Source organism: Acinetobacter sp. YH12211, assembly GCF_013418015.1.
Lineage (GTDB): Bacteria > Pseudomonadota > Gammaproteobacteria > Pseudomonadales > Moraxellaceae > Acinetobacter > Acinetobacter towneri.
In genome coordinates, this window is the sequence record NZ_VPCW01000006.1 from 1 (window position 1) to 21,827 (window position 21,827).

The window sequence follows — 21,827 nt, forward strand, 5'->3', positions numbered from 1 at the left end:
GTTCAAATGGCGATTCAGCGTTTAATTGGTTTTGGGAAAAAAGAAGAGTTTAAGGAAATTTTGGCAATTTTAAGAAAGCAGAATCCTGATAGGATAAGGGTTCTGTGAAATTTGTCGTGTACAGAGATCAATTGGTTTTTTTAAGGATGTATCTTGGTGCTTTGCAGATGTCGATTGAGCCGATTCAGTATTATACTGAGGTGATTTTCTAACTTGAGAGCAAGCCACGTGCAACAACAGATTTTATTGATTACAGGCTGGGGCGGTGGTACTGCACTCTTAAATCCGTTACAGCAAGCCTTAACTGCACAAGGTTTTCGGGTTGAGCTCATCAATATTTTTAACGCTACTGATGCTCAAGTCATGCAGCAACAGGTTGAATTTGCACGTCAGTTTGATGTAATTGTGGGCTGGTCACTGGGTGGGCAATTGGCAACGCTACTGGTCGATGCGATTGCCAGCCAATATGCAGGATATAAAACCTTAATTACCATTGCATCCAATCCGTGTTTTGTTGCACAAGCCGATTGGGATACCGCTATGCCACAAGCCACGTTTGCCCAGTTTAAACAATCTTTTGCACAAGACCCAATTCTGACCCTAAAGCGTTTTGGTTTTATGGTGTGTCAGGGTGTCACTAGTAGTAAAACCGACCTATTACAATTACAAAGTTTGGTTCAGCCACAGCCGCAATCTTTGCTTCAACACGGTTTGGATTTATTGGAAAACTTAAACTTGGTGACTAAGCTTAAAAATTATACAGGTCTGCAGTATCATCTTTTTGCCGAGCAGGATGTTTTAGTTGATTGCAAAGTTGCAGCTAAACTGCAAAATTTAGCTGCAAAGTTTTTAAGCGTAGATGTTTTGCAAGGCTCGCATGGGCTGCCATTGTTCCATGCCGATGAGTTGACTAGCAAAATCTGCCAATATTTACAGAAAAACCCGCCAACAGGTCCATAAGTGACAAATCTCGCAATTTATTTTATCTGTAGACAGGTTTAAGATTTAGCACATCAAGTTTTTTACAAGATCAAGGATGATGGTGGGATGACAGAACAGATGGATTTGGCTTTTGATCGTGAACATCTTTGGCATCCTTACACCTCTATGACTCAGCCCTTAACAACCTTTAAGGTTAAGCGGGCATTTGGCAGCACCATTGAACTTGAAGATGGTCGCCAGTTGATTGACGGCATGTCATCGTGGTGGTGCGCGATTCATGGCTATAACCATCCTGAGCTGAACCGTGCTGTGACTGAGCAACTCGACAGTATGGCGCATATCATGTTTGGTGGATTGACCCATCGTCCTGCTATTGAGTTAGGGCGTTTGTTGCTCGAAATTACCCCACCGAGTTTAGATAAAATTTTTTATGTAGATTCAGGCTCCGTCGCCGTTGAAGTGGCGCTGAAAATGGCTGTGCAATACTGGACTGCACAAGGCAAAACTGAAAAAACCAATTTTATTACCACCCGTTCTGGCTATCATGGCGATACATGGAATGCCATGTCGGTTTGTGATCCTGTTACAGGGATGCATCAGGTTTTTGGCTCAAGTTTGGCGCGTCGTTATTTTGTATCTGCACCACAAACAGGTTTTGACCAAGAGTGGAATCCTGCCGATATTGCAGAATTGGCACAAAGTTTGGCCGAGCATCATCAACAGATTGCCGCCATGATTATTGAGCCGATTGTGCAAGGTGCAGGCGGCATGCGCTTTTATCATCCTGAATATTTGCGTCAAGCCAAATTGCTCTGTGAACAATATGATGTGTTGTTAATTTTTGATGAAATTGCCACAGGTTTTGGGCGTACAGGCAAGTTGTTTGCATGGGAACATGCTCAGGTCGAACCCGATATTATGTGTATCGGCAAAGGGCTGACAGGCGGTTATATGACTTTGTCTGCCACATTGACCACGAAGCATGTTGCAGAAATGATTTCGCAGGGTGAGGCAGGTGTGTTTATGCATGGCCCGACCTTTATGGCAAATCCACTGGCCTGCGCGGTTGCAGTAAAAAGTACCCAATTATTATTAGAACAAGACTGGCAAGCCAATATTCAACGCATTCAGCAGCAACTTGAACAGCATTTAACGCCATTGGCTAATTTGGCATGGGTGCAGGATGTGCGGGTTTTAGGTGCAATTGGTGTGGTGGAGCTAAAACATGCTGTCGATATGCAAAGCCTGCAACAAGAATTTGTGCAACGCGGTATTTGGGTGCGTCCATTTGGTAAATTGGTTTATGTGATGCCGCCGTATGTGATTACAGCAGCAGAACTAAATACTTTATTGCAGCAATTGGCTGAGGTGGTGACAGGTATGCAAGGAGCGAGCGCATGAGTTTACTCGATCACTATGCAGAACAGCTTGATCAGCTTCGCCAACAGGGCAATTTTCGTCAATTTCGCAGCAATCAGCAGCAAGGTAAAACAATTGAAATTCAGCAACAGCAGATGCTGAATTTATCTTCCAATGATTATTTGGGTTTAGCCTCTGATTTGCGCTTACGTGAACAGTTTTTTGATGAAACGCCCAATGCACAGCGTTTAATGAGTGCATCTTCATCACGTTTGCTGACTGGAAATTTCCCTGCCTATGAACAGCTTGAAGCCACATTAACGCAATTATTTCATGGGCGAGCTGCCTTGCTGTTTAATAGCGGCTATCACATGAATATTGGTATTTTACCTGCATTGGCAGATGCGAAAACCCTAATTTTGGCCGATAAACTGGTACATGCCAGCATGATTGATGGCATTCGTTTGTCATCTGCAAAATATTTGCGTTATCGGCATAATGATTTGGCACATTTGCAGCAATTGCTGACGCAATATCATGCCGATGATAATTATGAACGCATTATTGTGGTGACTGAATCCATTTTTAGTATGGATGGTGATGAAACTGATTTAGCCGCATTGGTCGCGCTGAAACAGCATTTTGCCAAAGTCATGTTATATGTCGATGAAGCACATGCGATTGGCGTACGTGGGCAGCAAGGTTTAGGTTGTGCCGAACAATATGGCGTGATTGATGCCATTGATTTTCTGGTTGGGACGTTTGGCAAAGCCGTTGCTTCAGTTGGGGGATATTTGATCTGTGATCCGATTATCCGTGATTACCTAATTAATCGGATGCGCCCGCTAATTTTTAGTACCGCACAGCCACCTATTTGTATGGCGTGGACGCAGTTTATGCTGAATCAGATTGTGCACATGCAGGCACAGCGTCAGCATTTGGCGGCCTTGAGCCAATCTATACAGCAGGGGATTCAGGCCAAAGGTTTTGCTTGCCCATCAACTTCGCAAATTGTACCTGTGATTATTGGCGACTCTACTGCAACTGTAAGCAAAGCCCGACAGTTACAGACTGCAGGTTTTTATGTGATGCCTGTACGTCCACCGACTGTGCCGCAAGGCAGTTCAAGACTGCGGATTTGTTTAAATACGCAATTTGAAACGGCAGATTTAACACAGTTACTGGATTTGCTTTGAGTGTGCGTATGCGTATAGATAAGGCACAAGTGGCACAGCGTTTTGCCCGCGCTCATCAGAGTTATAAAACGCATGCCGTGGTACAGCAGCAAATTTGTCAGCAGTTAATGGCAAAAATGCAGCAATATATTGTGCAGCAAAAGTTGTCAGATCAACCTCAGCCTTGCTTTGAAAACGTCTTGGAAATCGGCTGTGGTTCAGGGAATTTAACCGACTTGCTACTGCGTGAATTTCAAATTCAACAGCTGACTTTAAATGATTTATATGCCGAAGTGTTGCATGCGTATCTGCATCATCCTCAAACAACTAGTACGCAAATTCATGGCTTAATTGGCGATATAGAACAGCTCGATTTTCCGCAGTCTTTGGATTTAATTTGTTCGAGTTCGGCTTTGCAATGGGTGGAAGATTTTGGAGCATTATTGCGCAAGGCGAATCAAGCGTTAAAGCCGCAAGGGTATTTGTGCTTTTCGACGTTTGGCCCTCAAAACTTGACTGAAATTAAGCAATTAACAGGTCAAGGCTTACATTATTTGAGTATGGATGCGTTACAACAACAGCTTAAACAGCAGGGCTTTGAAGTATTACACTGTTCAGAGCAGCTTGAATCATTAAGTTTTGAACATCCTAAACAGATTTTGCAGCATTTAAAAGCCACAGGTGTCACGGGTACAGCACAAGGGCAGCGTTGGAACAAAACGACTTTAACCGAATTTTATCGGGGCTATGAACAGTTTAGTCAGCAGCATAGCTCACAGCAAAAAAGTTATACGCTCACGTATCATCCTATTTATTGTCTTGCACGGAGAATGCCATGACAGCTCAAGTCTATTTTGTGAGTGGTATTGATACAGGGATTGGCAAAACCTATGCCACGGGTTATTTAGCCAAGACCATGAATGAACAGGGTATTCAGACCATTACCCAAAAACTGATTCAAACGGGCAATCAAGACGTTTCAGAAGATATTGAGCAGCATCGTAAAATTATGGGCAGTGAATGGTTGCCTGAAGATGATGACAAACTCACCATGCCTGAAATTTTTAGCTATCCTGCTTCACCGCATTTGGCTACACAAATTGATGGTCGTGAGATTGACTTTGCTAAAATTGAGGCTGCGACTGCGCAACTGGCAGCAAAGTATGATGCAGTATTATTAGAAGGTGCGGGTGGACTCATGGTGCCGCTGACCACAGACCTACTCACCATCGACTATATTGAGCAAAAACAATATCCTGTTATTTTGGTGAGTTCTGGGCGTTTGGGCAGTATTAACCACACTTTGCTCAGTTTGGAAGCTTTAAAAACACGTGGTTTGAATTTACATGCATTGGCATATAATTTGAACGATGAATCACAAGACCCTTTAATTTCGCAGGATACTGCCAAATATTTAAAAAATTATTTGTCAAAAAGCTTTCCAAAAGCACAGTGGATTGAAATTCCTGTATTGCCAAATATTTAATTTTTATTATTTTTTGTCCAACCAATTTGCCCAATAAAAAAGCCACACATGAACGTGTGGCTTTTTATCAATTTGGCGTATTTCAGCTTTTAGAATTTTTTAAAGCTTTTATTGCCAAACGGTTTGCGTGGTGCATTTTCGTCACGACGTTCACGGTTGCCGTAGCTGTTGCCATCCTGACGTGGTTCACGGTTGCTGTAGCTGTTACCATCCTGACGTGGTTCGCGGTTGCCATAGCTGTTACCGTCTTGGCGACGCTCACGGTTGCCATAGCTATTGCCGTCTTGGCGACGTTCGCGGTTGCCATAGCTGTTACCATCTTGACGACGCTCACGGTTGCCGTAACTGTTACCGTCTTGGCGTGGTTCGCGGTTGCCGTAACTGTTACCGTCTTGGCGTGGTTCGCGGTTGCCGTAACTGTTACCGTCCTGACGACGTTCACGCGGTGCAAAACCTGTGTTTTGTGCAGCTTCTTCGATGTCACGACGTTGCTGACGCAAGAAACCACCACGACGTGCTGCCAATGGTTTTTCTTGCATACGCTCATTGCGACGTTTTGCCATGCCGTACAAACCTGTGCCTTGACGTGGTTTTAATTCAACTGCTTTGGCAAGGTTGTCGATGTCATTTTTATCCAATTCCATCCAGCGACCTGTACGCAATTCACGCGGTAAAATTACCGTGCCGTAACGGGTACGCAATAGACGGCTGACTTTCAGACCTTGTGATTCAAAAATACGACGAACTTCGCGGTTACGACCTTCTTTTACCACCACTTGATACCAGCGGTTAATACCATCACCGCCAATTTCAGAGAAAGATTCAAACTTGGCAGGGCCATCATCTAGCACTACGCCGCGCAGCATGTTGTTTTTCAGTTGTGGTGTCACTTCACCCATCACACGAACTGCATATTCACGTTCAATTTCGTTCGATGGGTGCATTAAACGGTTGGCTAATTCACCATCGTTGGTGAATAGCAATAAACCTGTCGAGTTAATGTCCAGACGACCAACCATTACCCAACGATCATTGGCAATTGCAGGCAGGTTATCAAATACAGTTGGGCGCTGTTCAGGGTCGTTGCGTGAGCAAATTTCGCCTTCTGGTTTGTAGTAAATCAGAACGCGACGACGAATTTCATCTTCAATTTGGAACTGAACTTTACGACCATCGATGCGAAGCTCATCACCTGGTTCGATACGTTCACCCACTTGGGCAACTTGGCCGTTGACACTCACACGACCAGCGGCAATGACTTCTTCCATATAACGGCGAGAACCCAAGCCTACTCGTGCGAGTACCTTTTGCAACTTTTCACTCATGACAGCATAACCTTAGAAATGATCATCAACAGTTTACCTATTCAAGACACAGACGCAGATGCATCGAGTGCCATGAAAGCTTCCTTGGCATCCTGTAGGGGAGGCAATTGACTTAAGGAATTCAAGCCAAACGCATTTAAAAATTGAGGCGTTGTAACCAACAACGCAGGTCTTCCTGGGAGTTCTCGGAAACCTGATTCTTTAATCCAGTTCCAATCAAACAATGTGCGTAAAATTTGACTATTGTTTGATACTCCGCGAATTTGTTCAATATCTGCTCGGGTCACAGGTTGGTGGTAGGCAATCACCGCCAGTATTTCTAGCAGTGAGGGCGAAAGTCGGGTCGGACGTTCAGGCCACACCTGTGTAATAATTGTACGATACTTTGCCCGCACCTGAAAACGGAAACCTTGTGCGGTTTCGATCAGTTCAATCGAGCGACCATGTTGTAACATGGCCAATTGTTGTAAAAACTGGCGTAATTGCGCTTTGCTATATTTATCTTGAAAAGCTTCTTTCAGACGCGCTAAAGACACAGCACTGTCACTGGCAAAAATAATTGCTTCGAGTTGCATCAGCACTTCATGCTGTTGTTCGCCTTCAGACAAGCTCGAAATTATGGGTTCTGGATTCATGCCTGCGCCCCTTGAATGCTCAATGGTGCTTCAATCCCACTGCTGATAATGCACACTTTTTGCTGGCGAGTCAGTTCTAAAATCGCCATAAAGGTCACAACCATGCCCATGCGTCCCTGACTTGGTTTTAGCAACGCATCAAAACTCAGTACTTCACCCGATGCGAGTTTGGCTTCAATAAATGCAATCCGTTCTTCAAGTAAAACAGGTTCTTGCAAAATTTGATGGGTGACAGGTTCAGGACGATTAAAAATACAGAACAAGGCATCACGTAATTGATCGGCTGCATAGCCGACATTATTGACTGCGGTATGCCCTAAGCTAACATTGGTAGCAAAAGTATCGCGTTCTAAAACAGGCATTTGCCCCAAGCGTTCAGCCGCTTGTTTGACTCTTAAATAGGTTTCTAAACGGTCAATCAGCTCTTGTTTTGGGTCTTTTTCAATACTGCTGATACTAGCAGGTTTAGGCAACAATAGGCGAGATTTTAAATCGGCCAGTAATGCCGCCATCACCATATAATCGGCAGTCAGTTCAATATTTAGCGATTTCATGGCATCCATATACGACAAATATTGCGATGCAATCGGGGCAATATCTAACTGAAGTAAATCGAAGCCATTTTTTTGAATCAAGTAAATTAAAAAGTCGAGTGGTCCTTCGAAATGCTCTAACAGAATTTCAAATGCTGCAGGAGGAATATACAAATCCTCAGGAATCGACTCTTGCCACTCATCTAACACACGAATGTGTTGGGCAGGTTCCATCGCATTGTGGAGGGATTGATTCATTACAGTGTTGGGCCACGCGAATTTTCAAAAGCATGCAAATGCTATTTCCGCTTCAGATAAGAAGGAGATGGAGAAATAGCTCAGAATTAATAGCGGTTAGTCTAAAGGATATCGTGATTGAAATAAATCTGTTCTACGACCAAATATCAAAAAAAGCCTAAAATAAATCGGGATTGAGGGAGATTTAAGGCAAGTTGTAAAAATTAACTCATTCAATCTTTAAGTATTTATTTCTGTTTTATTCTGTAATGCGTATTCAATCATTGCCATGCAGCTGTCTTGTAAACACAGATTACGAGTTTGCGATTGCGCTAAAAGTGCTTTACATAGTGCTGCATCTAAAAAGTAAGTATAAGAATCGGGAGGTTCAGGTATTGTTGCTGTGAATGTAGTTTGGGAACACACGATTGCATCGGACTCTAGCGTCCACGGATGTTGCACATAAATGTGCATCTCATCCGAAAACTGCTGCAAATTTAACAATACCTGAAATAAAGTCATGGGTTTAATTCGTGCAAGTAAGGCTTTTAAACCGTAGTGCTGTCAATCGCTTTGCAGGTGGTGAATGCTTATTCAAAAGCACTCACATCTCCCACACCACGACGCACAATTTGCGGGTTGTCGCCCGATAAATCAATAATACTGGTGGTGCTAAGTGTGCCTAAGCCACCATCAATCAGTACATCAATACGTTTGTTGAGTTGTAGATCAATCTCGTATGGATCATCTAAAGGGTCTTCTTGCCCCGGTAAAATCAGGGTGCTGGTCAGTAAAGGTTCGCCTAATTCTTTAAGCAGCATGCGACAAATGGGGTTGCTTGGAATACGCAAACCAATGGTTTTTTTATTGGGATGCATCAAGCGACGCGGAACTTCACTGGTCGCAGGTAAAATAAATGTGGTGACCGCAGGCGTATTGTTTTTCAGTAGACGATACATGGCATTGTCCACTTTGGCGTAGGTGGCAATATCCGATAAATCGGCACAAATAATGGCGTATTGGTGTTTTGCGCCTAAACCACGAATTTGTGAAATGCGCTCCATCGCGTTTTTATTACCAATTTGGCAACCAATCGCATAAGCAGCATCGGTTGGATAGACCACCACATCGCCTGCGCGTATGCGTTCAACCGCTTGGCTGATTAGACGCGGCTGTGGATTTTCAGGATGTACTCTTAAATGCAACATATGAATTCCTCAGTAGCGTAAATGTGACGTTAGGCTCATTATGAAAGGGGATTGATGTCAGTTGCAATCATTGCCTTGTGCTTTATTACATTTAATCCAAATTTTTTCGTTCAAACTCTGCAATTTGTAATGTTTTGCCACCTCGGGTGCAGTAACAAATACATTCAATCAAGCGTTTTGCATCGCGTGGTAATTTGGCTTCGCCATTAAAATAACGCTGCACTTGTGCAAAGACATTGTCTTTAAAAGTGCTGCCATCTCCACCTTCACCCGTCAGGTTGTCTAAAGACACGCGGAATTTACGCCCAAACGCTTGAGCAAACAGCCATTCTATTGCCTGCGGCTTTATTTCGACTTGTTCAAACAAGGCTTGTTGTTCTTGAGTGCGACCATCGGGGGCATACCAATAGCCTAAATCGGACAATAGGCGGCGTTGTTCACCTGCAATGGTCCAGTGGCTAATTTCATGCAGTGCACTATTAAAGAAGCCATGCGCAAATTGAATTCGTGCAGGTTGGTCTGTTGTTGCAGGAAAGTACTCAGGTTCAAAGTCACCTTTGACCAAGTTCACATTTAGGTGGGAAAACCAGTGATTAAAGTGTAAGATGAGCCAGTCCACCTGTTCCGCTTCTGTATTCAGTTTGGCCCAGTCCGAGAGTTGCACTTGGGGGGGCGAAGTGTCAGAATTGGTGGTTGGAAGTGTGCTCACAAGTGATGAAAAATTCACTTCTGTTTGCGGCTGCAACAGATGCATGACTGTGTTACCCAAAATTGGTCTGTCTAAATAAGTACAAAATTGTATCTTAATCTTTGACAGAGTACTGATGAATTTGTAGAATTGCCGCCTTAATTATGTCAGCAAATACCTTTCCGGCACAGATTGAGCCGTTTAAATGGGCTGAACAGGGCTTTACATGGTCAGGTAATCTGCCATTGTCTCGCTTTGCTCGTATCGCCCGTGAAGCTGTTGGATCAATTGATGATCAATTGGTTAACATAGACTGTAAGCTATCAATGGATGCGTATCATCGCATTGCATGGCTAGATGGTCATATTGAAACGAAAGTTCCAATGGAATGCCAGCGTTGCTTGGGTTCTGTAGAAATAGACCTCGTTTCAGATTTTCATCTAGCTCTTGTAGATGATGAGTCACTGATAGAGCGCTTGGATGAGGATGCTGATTTCATTGTATTAGGTGAAAGTGAAGCCACCAGCAAAGGCGATTATGACTCGCCAGCGACGGCTAATTTACTGACACTTATAGAAGATGAATTGTTATTGTTGTTGCCTTTATCTCCTAAGCATGATGCTTGCGAGCATAAGCATCAACCTGCCATTCAGAACATTGCTGAAGAAAAACGTGATAATCCGTTTGATGTTTTGGCAAGTTTGAAAGGTAAACTTAACTGAAAATTATGTTATAATTTCCAGTTAAGACAACTCAATTTGTTCTGATCCATTTTTTCGATCTTTGTAAGGAGCCATCATGGCCGTTCAGCAAAACCGTAAAAGTCGCTCTCGCCGTGACATGCGCCGTTCACATGACGCTTTAACCGAGAATGCATTAACTGTAGACCAAGCTACTGGTGAAACTCATCGTCGTCACCACGTAACTAAAGATGGTTTCTACCGTGGTCGTCAATTATTCGCTAAAGCAGCAGATGCTGAATAATTGGTGATGTATTAAGCGTCAAGCTTAGTAGAAAAAATGGGAGCGTAAGCTCCCTTTTTTTGTGCCCGATTTTTGTTGTATTTGGCAATTACTAAAAGCAAAATTAAGTGTTAAATTTTCGCTCCATAACTGAGCTTACATGAGAGGGTGTGGATTGTAGCTGCTAAAAACTACAATTTGCGCATCTTAATTAAAGGATTTTTTATGTCTGCTAAACGACTCGAGCAAGCAGCTCAAGCCACTAAAACTGCATTTGTCTTTCCTGGTCAAGGCTCCCAAAAAGCCGGTATGTTGGCTGAGCTTGCAGAACAGTTTAGCAGTGTGCGCGAAACATTTGCTGAAGCCTCTGAGGCGATTGGCTTTGATTTATGGCACATTGCACAAAGTGGTGAAGGTTTAGACCAAACAGAATTTACTCAGCCGGTATTACTCACTGCAAGTATCGCATTATGGCGTGTGTGGTTAGAGCTGGGTGGTGTTGCACCAAAATACTTGGCAGGGCACTCATTAGGCGAATACAGCGCATTGGTTGCAGCAGGCAGCCTAAGCTTGGGCGATGCAGTCAAATTGGTGAACTTACGTGGTAAGTTAATGCAAAATGCTGTACCACAAGGGCAGGGCGCTATGGCGGCTATTTTGGGTCTTGAAGATGCCAAAGTGCTAGAGCTATGTGAACAAGTCAATGTGCAAGGTCGTGGCTCGGTAGAAGCAGCGAACTACAACGCGCAAGGCCAAGTCGTGATTGCAGGCGATAAAACTTTAGTCGAAGCTGTTATGGCATTGGCCAAAGAAAATGGTGGTAAAGCTATTGCCCTGCCTGTATCTGTACCTTCGCACTGTTCATTGATGAAACCTGCGGCAGAACAGTTTGCACAAGCTTTGGAACAAACTGCCATTGAGCTACCGCGTATTCCTGTAATACAAAATGTCAACGCTGGAATCGCGGCAGATGTTGCGCAATTAGGTCAGGCACTCACTGCGCAATTGTATCAATCGGTGCAGTGGACACAAACTATGCAATACCTACAAGATCAAGGTATTGAATATATCGTGGAATGTGGCCCAGGCAACGTATTGGCGAATCTTGCGAAGCGTTTACCGAATATCGAAAAAGCATTCCCACTCGACACACAAAGTCGTATGGAAGATGCGCTAAATGCCATTTTGGTGGCAGAAGGGAAAATTGCATGACACAAGAACGTAAAGTTGCATTAGTCACAGGTGCAAGCCGAGGGATTGGTGCAGCCATCGCTCAGCAACTTATTCAAGACGGTTTTTTTGTGGTAGGTACTGCCACTTCTGAAGCGGGCGCAGAAAAATTATCGGCAAGTTTTGCAGAAAACGGTGCAGGTAAAGTTTTAGATGTTCGTGATGGTGCTGCCATTGATGCCTTAGTTTCTGACATTGAACAAAGCTATGGTTCAGTTTTGGTATTGGTCAACAATGCGGGTATCACCAAAGATAATTTGTTACTGCGTATGTCAGAAGATGATTGGGATGACATTCTCAACATTCACTTAAAGGCAGTTTACCGTTTATCTAAACGTGTCTTGAAAGGCATGACCAAAGCACGTTTTGGACGCATTATTAATATTAGTTCTGTGGTGGCACATTTTGCGAACCCAGGACAAGCCAACTATTCTGCGGCAAAAGCCGGTATTGAAGCATTCAGCCGAAGCCTTGCCAAAGAAATGGGCAGTCGTCAAATTACAGTAAACTCGGTTGCGCCGGGCTTTATTGCAACTGAAATGACAGATCAGTTAAGTGAAGAAATTCGCAAAAAAATGAGTGAGCAAGTGGCATTAAACCGTTTAGGTGATCCACAAGATATCGCAAATGCAGTGAGTTTCTTGGCTTCTGACAAAGCTGGTTACATCACTGGTACAGTGTTACACGTAAATGGTGGTTTATACATGAGCTAAGCTCAAGTATAAACTTTCAAAATTTTATAGATTCAATTAAACTAACGGCATTAAAAACGCCACAAGCAATGAGGAGAATTCCTGTGAGCGATATCGAACAACGCGTTAAACAAGCGGTTGCAGAACAACTTGGTCTTAAAGCTGAAGAAATCAAAAACGAAGCATCTTTTATGGATGACTTAGGTGCTGACTCTTTAGACTTAGTAGAGCTTGTAATGTCTTTCGAAAACGATTTTGACATCACAATCCCAGACGAAGATTCTAACGAAATCACAACAGTTCAATCAGCAATTGACTACGTAACTAAAAAACTTGGTTAATTGTTGATTTCAGCTCTGCTGAAATGAAAGCCACCGCAAGGTGGCTTTTTTATGTGCTGGAGTTTTAAAATGAAACATGAAAAACGGCTTGTTTTTGAATATGTGATGCAGTTTACATTTTGTTACCAAGCTAATGTCTAATCACAACCGAAGTGGCTTATTTTTTAGTTATAAATAAATGAGAACATCGTGCTCATGCAAATGAGTGACGCTTTATAACAGCAGAAAAGAAAATAGGAGCACCTCATGGGTCTTTTTGATTTTGTAAAAGGGATTGGTAAGAAAAATACAGCACCTGCAGAGCCACAAGCTGCACCAAGCACACCTGCAGAACCATCAGCACAAGAAATTGCCAATAAACTTTTGGGGCATGTGAAAAGTTTAGGCTTACCTGTGACAGGTTTATCGGTGAGTTATAACGCAACTACTGACTTAGCGACAGTGCGTGGACAGGTCAACAGTCAGGCAGACCGTGAAAAAATTATTCTTGCAGTGGGTAATATTGACCATGTTGCACAAGTAGATGATCAACTCACAGTTGCAACCCCAGAACCAGAAAGCAAGTTCTATACAGTAAAATCAGGCGATACCTTATCTAAAATTTCTAAAGAATTTTATGGGGATGCCAACCAATACAACAAAATCTTTGAAGCTAACCGTCCATTATTGAAAAATGCCGATGACATTTTCCCTGGTCAAGTGTTGCGTATTCCAGCTTAAATGTGAGCAGCCTGAATAAAAAAGGCGCGTGATGCGCCTTTTTTTATTTTATTTTTTGTCATTTTTGGGGGGTTAGATTATTGTCCTATTCTCATAATGAATAAAAGAAGTAAAAAAACGGCTTTGTTTTATAAATATTTTGTAAGATGACGATTTTTAAAGGTTTGTAGAAATTTTAAAAATAAATAAATTAAACAAAATCAAATTTTTAGGTATTTGTACAACCTAGCCATTAAATACTAGATCGTATCTATAAAAAAACCGCCATGAATGGCGGTTTTCTCAATGACAACTCATGTGTCGCACAATGACAGCATATGTATCGCGTGACGCAGCGCTGTATTACCAGCTCAATGCACCGCCAGTCTGGTAATCGGTTACACGCGTTTCAAAGAAATTCTTCTCTTTACGCAAGTCCATCATCTCAGACATCCATTGGAACGGGTTGTTTACGCCAACAAACTGTTCAGGTAAACCGAGCTGACTTAAACGACGGTTACAGATGAATTTCAAATATTCTTCCATCATACCTGCGTTCATGCCCAATACACCACGTGGCATAGTGTCACGCGCATATTCAATTTCAAGCATCGTGCCTTCAAGAATCATTTGAATCACTTCTTGCTGGAATTCTGCAGTCCACAAGTGTGGGTTCTCAATCTTGATTTGGTTAATCATGTCGATACCAAAGTTCAAGTGCATAGATTCATCGCGTAAAATGTATTGGAATTGCTCTGCAACACCGTTCATTTTGTTACGACGACCCATCGACAAGATTTGGCTGAAACCGCAGTAGAAGAAAATACCTTCAAGTACACAATAGAATGCGATCAAGTTGCGTAGCAAAATTTGGTCGTTTTCAGGTGTACCTGTTTTGAAAGTAGGATCACTTAAAGATTGCGTGTACTTCAAGCCCCATGCTGCTTTACGCGCAACCGATGGTACTTCGCGGTACATATTGAAGACTTCGCCTTCATCCATACCTAAAGATTCGATGCAGTACTGGTAAGCGTGAGTGTGAATCGCTTCTTCAAAGGCTTGACGCAAAATGTACTGGCGGCATTCTGGGTTGGTAATGTGGCGATAAATAGCCAATACCAAGTTATTAGCAACCAATGAGTCTGCAGTAGAGAAGAAACCAAGTGAACGCATAACAATGGTGCGCTCATCTTCAGTTAAACCATTTTCAGACTTCCACAACGCGATGTCGTGGTTCATGTTCACTTCTTGCGGCATCCAGTGGTTTGCACAACCATCTAGATATTTTTGCCATGCCCATTCGTATTTGAACGGTACAAGCTGGTTTAAGTCTGCACGACAGTTGATCATGGCTTTATCATCAACCTGTACGCGAGATGCGCCCATTTCTAGTTCTTCAAGACCAGGTGCAACGTCCAATTGATCTAGAGCGTTAGATGCTCTTGCCAACGGATCGGTTGAATCTGTTGCTCTACTTCTAGGGGCTGCAGCGGGTTGTGCAGCTGCCACAGGCGTCTGTGGTTGCTCTGCATGAGATACCATCTGCGTATCATGCGCTTTTTGCGGCTCGACGGGCGCAGACTTGTGTTCAGGAGCAGCCGGTTTTTGCGAATCATCTTCGAAATCGTCCCAACTTAGGATAGACATATCAATTCTCTCTTCGTTGCTTTATATCTTTTATGGACATCCAGCTACGCTGAGATGTCTTAATATACGCTTAATTTGTGAAAGCAAAATTAAGTTTTGCTCATCTTGGTCTGAAAAATGTACATTCCGACCAATTTGCTCACGACTTATTTTGCTTTCGCTGTTGTTTTGCCGCTTGTACCCAAAAGTAAGCAATTGGTGCGTAAAACAACACTACAAAGGAAACCAGCAAGACCGCGAGTCCTAACATATAGTTGTGGGTCATGTGTGGCATGGTGGATTCCTTTTAAGTTTTATAAAGTGAATCTTAGCCAAAGCTAAGATTCACAGCTAAAGTCATTTTTTAGATGATTTAGTTGGCTTCACGGTTTCAATTACAGTAGTTTTTGGATGTTTTTTAGCATACTCCAAAGTTACGTATTGACCTGTGATTGCACTACGAGCAGCTTTATTAGCCATGACTCAATACCTCACGGATACAAAATCAAGATGACTCTTACTGGCTCAATAGATAATTCAATGTTAGAATCTCTATCGCATTCTCATATGCCAGCCTCGTCGTGACCATCTTGGTATCACTTCGAGGTTGAAAGCCTTCTACGAGTTTTGATCGGCCTGTAGAGGGCTTTTTTATTGCCTAAATTTTTTAAATCTCCTAAATCCCCCTTTTGCAAAGGGGGGTACTCCAGCCATTTGCTTCGAGGAATCCCCCCTCCTTTTAGGAGGGGTTAGGGGAGGTCAAGTGAAGCTTATTGACACGCCTCACAATCAGGATTATCAATACTACATGCCATTGGCACTGGTGCTGCTTGAGCAAAATCTCCATCAACAGCTGCTGCCGCTTCTGGTGCAGGAGTTGCTACAGGCGCTGCCGTAACAGTTGCAGGTTTTACTGCGTTCAATGCACCTGTGTTAATGGTTGATTTCTCTGCAGATGTTGCACCTAATGCACGTAGGTAATAAGTCGTTTTCAGACCACGCAACCATGCCATTTTATAAGTCAGGTCAAGTTTCTTACCGTTTGCACCTGCAATATACAAGTTCAACGATTGCGCCTGATCAATCCATTTTTGACGACGTGATGCTGCATCTACAATCCAGCGTGGTTCAACTTCAAACGCAGTCGCAAAAATTGCTTTAAGCTCTTCAGGAATACGTGAAATTTTTTGTACTGAACCTTCAAAGTGTTTCAGGTCGTTAACCATCACAGAATCCCACAAATCACGCGCTTTCAATGCACGAACAAGATAAGGGTTGATTACCGTAAATTCACCAGACAAGTTCGATTTCACATATAAGTTTTGGAATGTCGGCTCAATAGACTGAGAAACACCACAAATATTTGAAATAGTTGCTGTTGGTGCAATTGCCATCACGTTTGAGTTACGCATACCATCTTTTTGAACTTTGGCACGTAGGCTGTCCCAATCTAAACGCTGTGTACGGTCAACTTCAAACATACGCTCAGGACGTGATTTCGCTACGATGTCTAAAGAGTCGATTGGCAGGATGCCTTGATCCCACAATGAACCTTTAAATGTTTCGTAAGTACCACGCTCAACTGCCAAGTCACTTGAGGTTTGAATCGCGTAGTAGCTAATCACTTCCATAGACTCATCGGCAAAATCAACTGCAGCATCTGAACCATAAGCCAAGTTCATTTCATACAGCGCATCTTGGAAGCCCATGATGCCCATACCCACAGGGCGGTGTTTCAAGTTTGAATTGCGTGCTTGCGGCACTGCGTAGTAGTTGATGTCGATCACGTTGTCGAGCATACGTACTGCAGTTTTAATAGTACGTGCTAATTTTTCACGGTCTAACACACCACCTTGAACGTGTTGCACAAGGTTGATTGAACCCAAGTTACATACCGCAATTTCATCTTGGTTGGTATTGAGGGTAATTTCAGTACATAAGTTAGATGAGTGCACTACGCCAACGTGTTGTTGCGGTGAACGTAAGTTACATACGTCTTTGAATGTGATCCACGGGTGACCTGTTTCAAACAACATTGACAACATTTTGCGCCATAAGTCCTTCGCACGAAGTTTTTTATGCAGCATGTTAGTTTCTTTAGCAATGCTTTCGTAGTACGCATAACGCTCAGCAAAAGCTTCGCCCGTCAAGTCGTGTAGGTCTGGTGTTTCAGATGGCGTAAACAATGTCCATTCTGCATCTTCAAAGACACGTTGCATGAACAAGTCAGGCACCCAGTTGGCTGTGTTCATATCATGGGTACGACGACGGTCATCCCCTGTGTTTTTACGCAGCTCTAGGAATTCTTCGATGTCTAAGTGCCAAGTTTCTAAGTACGCACATACCGCACCTTTACGCTTACCACCTTGGTTGACCGCAACAGCAGTATCGTTCGCTACTTTTAGGAACGGAACAACACCTTGAGATTTACCGTTTGTTCCTTTGATGTAGGAGTTCAAAGCACGTACTGGTGTCCAGTCATTGCCTAAACCACCTGCCCATTTAGACAGCATCGCATTGTCACGCATCGCGCCATAAATGTTGTAAAGGTCATCGGAAATTGTAGTTAAGTAACAGCTTGATAACTGTGGGCGTAGCGTACCTGAGTTAAACAGGGTAGGCGTAGATGCCATGTAGTCGAAGCTAGACAATAAGTTATAGAACTCGATTGCACGTGCTTCACGGTCATCTTCATTGAGCGCCAGACCCATTGACACACGCATAAAGAACAATTGTGGAAGTTCAAAGCGTACGCCATCTGAGTGAATGAAATAACGGTCAAATAAAGTTTGCAGACCTAAATAGGTAAACTGGTTTGAGCGTTCAGGTTGAATCGCTGCAGCAAGTTTGGCAAGGTCAAACTCAAGTAAGTCTGCAGAAAGCAAATCAAGTTCTACACCTTTTTTCAGGAAAGTTTCTAATGCTTCGCCTTCAGGTGTATCTGTTGCCAAACCTAAAAATTCTAAGCCTGTTGCTACCAAGTCATTACGCAATAAACGCGCAGTCACATAGGTATAGTTCGGCTCTTGCTCAATACGGGTACGAGTCGCCATCATCATGGTGGTTGAGATGTCAGACTCTTTTACACCGTTGTAGAGGTTTTTCACGGTTTCATCAATGATGGCATCTACATCAATGCCTTCTAAACCTTCTGCCGCTTTATTCACGGTTGCTTTTAACTCACCTAAATCTAGTGGTTTAAGCTGACCGTTTGCATCAGTGACTTGTAAAGTTGGGTGATGGTTTTCACCTGCTTGCTTACGTGCTTCTGAGCGTTGTTCACGGTAGATGACATAAGCACGAGCAACTTTTTGCTCGCCTGTACGCATGAGCGCAAGTTCAACTTGGTCTTGAATTTCTTCAATGTGAATGGTTCCGCCAGACGGTAAACGGCGGTTGAATGTGTTCAACACCATTTCAGTCAGTTGTTCGATCCGATCATGAATGCGGCTTGAATCGGCGCTTTGTTGACCTTCTACAGCCAAAAACGCTTTGCCAATTGCAACTGCAATTTTTTCAGCATCAAAAGCGGCAACATCACCAGTGCGTTTAATCACTTGTAATTGACCAGGGGTTGAGGTGATTACGCTCATGTCAGCATAGCTCCATTGTCATCTATTGTTATGTTTATGGACCATTAAACTGGGCAAAACTTAGGCCGCAGTGATTGAGGAATAAACACAAGACTTAGTGGTTTAAAATTGAATTGAACACAAGATACGGGAAAATTGAGGGTAGATCAATATTGACTTTTTTTTAAATTTTGACTTTTTCTGAATTAAAATTTATCTCAAAAATACCGAATTTTGTCCTATTGGCTATAAGCCTTATCAGACAAGGGCATAGCATAGCAAAGCTCGGAAAAACTGCTTATAGATAACCTTGTGGATAACTTGGAAAGTTAGGAGATAATTTTTCTAAATCAAGCAAGGGCTTGATCTAGTGCAAAAAATACCCATTTTGTAACTTTATATTTCTTAAATATGTTTAAAAATCACCAAAACTAGAAAAGTACTATAAATTCAATGCTTAATAAAAATATAACAAAATACTACGCAGATGTATCATTTTGGTGAACAGTATCTTGTTTACAATGTAAACGTGTGTATATTGCAAACTATATCAAGCCCTATCTCTCAGATTTTAAAAGGATAGGTTGAATCCAATAAAGGGACAGACTATGAGTCAAGAAGAAAAGTTAACAAAAATTTTAATTGTTGAAGATGATGAACGTCTTGCACGACTTACGCAGGAATACTTAATTCGTAATGGTTTAGAAGTTGGGGTAGAACCAGATGGCAACCGCGCGATTCGCCGTATTATTGCCGAGCAACCAGATCTTGTGGTGCTCGATGTGATGTTACCAGGTGCCGATGGTTTAACTATTTGCCGTGAAGTTCGTCCACATTATCACCAACCGATTTTGATGTTGACTGCACGTACCGAAGATATGGATCAGGTGCTAGGTTTGGAAATGGGTGCCGATGACTATGTTGCAAAACCTGTGCAGCCGCGCGTATTGTTGGCGCGTATTCGTGCTTTATTACGCCGTACCGACAATGTGACTGAAGATGAAGTCGCACAGCGCATTGAATTTGATGATTTAGTGATTGATAACGGTGGCCGTTCTGTGACTTTAAATGGTGAATTGGTTGATTTCACCAGCGCAGAATATGACTTATTATGGTTATTGGCTTCGAATGCAGGGCGTATTTTATCTCGTGAAGATATTTTTGAGCGTCTGCGCGGCATTGAATATGATGGTCAAGACCGTTCAATTGATGTGCGTATTTCGCGTATTCGTCCAAAAATTGGCGATGATCCTGAAAATCCAAAACGTATTAAAACGGTACGCAGTAAAGGTTATTTGTTCGTTAAAGAAACCAACGGCATGTAATACGCTTTTTTCTGAGTTTAATACCGACTCAAATATAAAATAAGTCACATAGGACGGGTTTTGTGCTTAAACACAGTATATTCTTGCGCATCTATGCAGGATTGGTGATCTTAGTTGCGGTAGTTGCCATTTTGGCTTACTTATTGGTGCAAATCATCAACTATCAGCGTGCGCAAGAATATCGTGAGTCTTTAACTGATGGTATGGCTTATATTATTAGTGAAGGGATTGCACGACAACAAAACGAACAGCAAAAGAAAGACTGGATTTCTGATGCATCGGATTTGCTAGAATTGCCCATGTATTATGTGCAGGCAGACAAAGTAGATTTGTCGCGCACAGAGCTTCGACGGATTAAAGAACGTAAAGCCGCTGTGCGCTTTGATGCCAAAAATATGATTGCCTATATTATTTTGGGCATGAAAGACGATCCCAAGCATTTTCTCTACATTAAGGTGCATAAAATTAGGGAGCGGCAGATGAGAGCGCTGCCGATTTTTGTGCTGGACTACCTGAGCTTTTATCCAGGTCAAGAGCGCGAATATCTGGAAAAAATTAAAAAGCACTTCTATTATCCCATTGAAATTGCCGATATCCGAGACATTAACCTCGACCCTGAGCAGATTAGCCGTTTGCGTCAGGACCAGAGCGTGCTGCTGTATAAAGACAGTGTCAGCATGCGTGGTACAACCATCTCGATTGTGTCACCGATGCCAAACTCCCCCTCAGAAGTTTTGGTTTTAGGGCCTGTACCGTTATTTGACTGGATGCCATTCCAGTTGGCAGCAGGTATTACCTTGCTCAGTATGTTTATGTTGAGTTTAGGGGTTTACGGTCTGATCTTGCCTATGCAGCGTAAAATTCGCCAAGTGAACTATGCCTTAGACCGTACCAAATCGGGCGATTTAAACATGCGTTTGCCTGTAGATGGCACAGATGAAATGGCAAGTTTAGCATCGAGCTATAACAGCATGTCCGACCATATTCAGCGTTTGATTGAGGCGCAGCGTGAACTGATGCGTGCTGTTTCGCATGAGCTGCGCACGCCTGTGGCACGTATCCGTTTTGGTATGGAAATGCTGGCAGAAGAAGATGATTATGAATACCGCTTACAGCAAGTCGAAATGATTGATAAAGATATCGAGGCTTTAAACACCTTGATTGATGAGATCCTGACCTATGCCAAGCTTGAACAGGGCATGCCATCTTTAGAGATTGAAAAAATTGTTTTGGTTGAAGTGCTAGAGCAGGTGGTTACGGAAACCGAAGCGCTGAAAACTCAAAAAGATATTCAGTTGCTTGCACCACCTGTAACGTTGGAAGTGGAAGCTGAACGCCGTTACCTGCACCGTGTGGTACAGAATTTGGTGGGCAATGCAGTCCGTTACTGTGAGCATAAAATTTTGATCAGTGGCGGCATTAACGAGCAAGGCATGGCCTATGTTTGTGTGGAAGATGATGGGCCAGGGATTCCTGAACAAGACCGTGCACGTGTATTTGAAGTCTTTGCCCGTTTGGATGACAGCCGTACCCGCGCTTCAGGTGGTTACGGTTTAGGATTACCTATTGTGAGCCGCATTGCTTATTGGTTTGGTGGGAAGGTTGAAGTCGATCAGAGTCCGAACTTGGGCGGTGCACGTTTTACGATGGTTTGGCCGGCCAAACGGTTTCGTAAGCCAAGAAAAAAAGCCGCAGCAGAGAAAGAAAAAACCACCGATTCATTGACTTGATTTGAGTGCATCAAAACTAATTTTAGACATAAAAAAACCAGTGCAATTCAAGGCACTGGTT

Annotated in this window: 22 protein-coding genes and 1 pseudogene; 13 read left to right on the plus strand and 10 right to left on the minus strand. The window is 42.9% G+C overall.

All coding sequences use genetic code 11. The annotated features are described in order from the left end of the window. The first annotated feature begins 228 nt into the window (after nucleotides 1-228). From FTU98_RS04610 to bioD, 5 genes are all read left to right on the plus strand, one after another. Entirely contained in the window at nucleotides 229-960 is a 732-nt protein-coding gene (locus FTU98_RS04610) for an alpha/beta fold hydrolase (protein ID WP_180050569.1), read from the plus strand. A 99-nt stretch (nucleotides 961-1,059) separates the two neighbouring features. Beyond that, entirely contained in the window at nucleotides 1,060-2,343 is a 1,284-nt protein-coding gene (gene bioA, locus FTU98_RS04615) for an adenosylmethionine--8-amino-7-oxononanoate transaminase (RefSeq protein ID WP_179988561.1), read from the plus strand. Next, on the plus strand, nucleotides 2,340-3,497 hold the full coding sequence (locus FTU98_RS04620) for an 8-amino-7-oxononanoate synthase (RefSeq protein WP_004972348.1): 1,158 nt from the start codon (nucleotides 2,340-2,342) through the stop codon (nucleotides 3,495-3,497). Before bioA ends, FTU98_RS04620 begins: the two co-directional genes overlap by 4 nt. 8 nt (nucleotides 3,498-3,505) lie before the next feature. Continuing rightward, a complete protein-coding gene (bioC, locus tag FTU98_RS04625; RefSeq protein ID WP_179988531.1) occupies nucleotides 3,506-4,315 on the plus strand; it encodes a malonyl-ACP O-methyltransferase BioC in 810 nt (269 codons plus the stop codon). Next, entirely contained in the window at nucleotides 4,312-4,962 is a 651-nt protein-coding gene (bioD, locus tag FTU98_RS04630) for a dethiobiotin synthase (RefSeq protein ID WP_096902081.1), read from the plus strand. The genes bioC and bioD overlap by 4 nt, the downstream gene beginning before the upstream one ends. 404 nt (nucleotides 4,963-5,366) lie before the next feature. Here bioD and rluB read toward each other — a convergent pair. The 6 genes and pseudogenes from rluB to FTU98_RS04660 form a co-directional block, all read right to left on the minus strand. Beyond that, nucleotides 5,367-6,287 (minus strand): annotated as a pseudogene (gene rluB, locus FTU98_RS04635) (23S rRNA pseudouridine(2605) synthase RluB); the annotation flags it as partial. Nucleotides 6,288-6,328: 41 nt separating this feature from the next. Further along, nucleotides 6,329-6,922: an SMC-Scp complex subunit ScpB gene (gene scpB, locus FTU98_RS04640; RefSeq protein WP_004972340.1), complete on the minus strand. Its 594-nt coding sequence runs from the start codon at nucleotides 6,920-6,922 to the stop codon at nucleotides 6,329-6,331. Beyond that, nucleotides 6,919-7,713 carry a ScpA family protein gene (locus FTU98_RS04645; RefSeq protein ID WP_096902076.1) on the minus strand — a complete coding sequence of 265 codons (795 nt, stop codon included), beginning with the start codon at nucleotides 7,711-7,713 and terminating at the stop codon, nucleotides 6,919-6,921. The genes scpB and FTU98_RS04645 overlap by 4 nt, the downstream gene beginning before the upstream one ends. 219 nt (nucleotides 7,714-7,932) lie before the next feature. Continuing rightward, nucleotides 7,933-8,214 (minus strand): hypothetical protein, encoded by a 282-nt coding sequence (locus FTU98_RS04650; RefSeq protein ID WP_180006171.1) that lies wholly within the window; start codon nucleotides 8,212-8,214, stop codon nucleotides 7,933-7,935. A 68-nt stretch (nucleotides 8,215-8,282) separates the two neighbouring features. Beyond that, complete coding sequence (locus FTU98_RS04655; RefSeq protein WP_004972336.1) at nucleotides 8,283-8,900, minus strand: L-threonylcarbamoyladenylate synthase; 618 nt, start codon at nucleotides 8,898-8,900, stop codon at nucleotides 8,283-8,285. A 91-nt stretch (nucleotides 8,901-8,991) separates the two neighbouring features. Beyond that, nucleotides 8,992-9,654, minus strand: a complete 663-nt coding sequence (locus tag FTU98_RS04660; protein ID WP_180050572.1) for an elongation factor P hydroxylase — start codon at nucleotides 9,652-9,654, stop codon at nucleotides 8,992-8,994. A 98-nt stretch (nucleotides 9,655-9,752) separates the two neighbouring features. Between FTU98_RS04660 and FTU98_RS04665 the strand changes: the two genes are divergently transcribed. The 6 genes from FTU98_RS04665 to lysM all read left to right on the plus strand — a co-directional run bounded on the left by FTU98_RS04665 (nucleotide 9,753) and on the right by lysM (nucleotide 13,534). Beyond that, nucleotides 9,753-10,310 carry a DUF177 domain-containing protein gene (locus FTU98_RS04665; RefSeq protein WP_104853113.1) on the plus strand — a complete coding sequence of 186 codons (558 nt, stop codon included), beginning with the start codon at nucleotides 9,753-9,755 and terminating at the stop codon, nucleotides 10,308-10,310. Nucleotides 10,311-10,386: 76 nt separating this feature from the next. Then, entirely contained in the window at nucleotides 10,387-10,572 is a 186-nt protein-coding gene (gene rpmF / locus FTU98_RS04670) for a 50S ribosomal protein L32 (RefSeq protein WP_000290730.1), read from the plus strand. A gap of 204 nt (nucleotides 10,573-10,776) precedes the next feature. Further along, nucleotides 10,777-11,763 carry an ACP S-malonyltransferase gene (fabD, locus tag FTU98_RS04675; RefSeq protein ID WP_180050575.1) on the plus strand — a complete coding sequence of 329 codons (987 nt, stop codon included), beginning with the start codon at nucleotides 10,777-10,779 and terminating at the stop codon, nucleotides 11,761-11,763. Next, a complete protein-coding gene (gene fabG, locus FTU98_RS04680) occupies nucleotides 11,760-12,494 on the plus strand; it encodes a 3-oxoacyl-ACP reductase FabG (RefSeq protein ID WP_019837736.1) in 735 nt (244 codons plus the stop codon). The genes fabD and fabG overlap by 4 nt, the downstream gene beginning before the upstream one ends. Nucleotides 12,495-12,577: 83 nt before the next feature. Further along, nucleotides 12,578-12,814: an acyl carrier protein gene (gene acpP, locus FTU98_RS04685; protein WP_001279871.1), complete on the plus strand. Its 237-nt coding sequence runs from the start codon at nucleotides 12,578-12,580 to the stop codon at nucleotides 12,812-12,814. A gap of 246 nt (nucleotides 12,815-13,060) precedes the next feature. Next, a complete protein-coding gene (lysM, locus tag FTU98_RS04690; protein WP_004972325.1) occupies nucleotides 13,061-13,534 on the plus strand; it encodes a peptidoglycan-binding protein LysM in 474 nt (157 codons plus the stop codon). A 342-nt stretch (nucleotides 13,535-13,876) separates the two neighbouring features. Here lysM and FTU98_RS04695 read toward each other — a convergent pair whose 3' ends face one another. The 4 genes from FTU98_RS04695 to FTU98_RS04700 form a co-directional block, all read right to left on the minus strand. Continuing rightward, nucleotides 13,877-15,160, minus strand: coding sequence for a ribonucleotide-diphosphate reductase subunit beta (locus tag FTU98_RS04695; RefSeq protein ID WP_154320991.1), 1,284 nt, complete (start codon nucleotides 15,158-15,160; stop codon nucleotides 13,877-13,879). Between the two features lie 139 nt (nucleotides 15,161-15,299). Then, nucleotides 15,300-15,434 carry a hypothetical protein gene (locus FTU98_RS13925; protein WP_004972322.1) on the minus strand — a complete coding sequence of 45 codons (135 nt, stop codon included), beginning with the start codon at nucleotides 15,432-15,434 and terminating at the stop codon, nucleotides 15,300-15,302. Between the two features lie 62 nt (nucleotides 15,435-15,496). Next, on the minus strand, nucleotides 15,497-15,619 hold the full coding sequence (locus tag FTU98_RS13930; RefSeq protein ID WP_257220019.1) for a hypothetical protein: 123 nt from the start codon (nucleotides 15,617-15,619) through the stop codon (nucleotides 15,497-15,499). 290 nt (nucleotides 15,620-15,909) lie between these two features. Further along, entirely contained in the window at nucleotides 15,910-18,732 is a 2,823-nt protein-coding gene (locus FTU98_RS04700) for a ribonucleoside-diphosphate reductase subunit alpha (RefSeq protein ID WP_180050579.1), read from the minus strand. A gap of 587 nt (nucleotides 18,733-19,319) precedes the next feature. Between FTU98_RS04700 and bfmR the strand changes: the two genes are divergently transcribed. Both bfmR and bfmS read left to right on the plus strand, forming a co-directional pair. Next, entirely contained in the window at nucleotides 19,320-20,036 is a 717-nt protein-coding gene (bfmR, locus tag FTU98_RS04705; protein ID WP_070152993.1) for a response regulator transcription factor BfmR, read from the plus strand. Nucleotides 20,037-20,098: 62 nt separating this feature from the next. Further along, complete coding sequence (gene bfmS, locus FTU98_RS04710) at nucleotides 20,099-21,766, plus strand: sensor histidine kinase BfmS (protein WP_368856235.1); 1,668 nt, start codon at nucleotides 20,099-20,101, stop codon at nucleotides 21,764-21,766. Nucleotides 21,767-21,827: the final 61 nt, after the last annotated feature.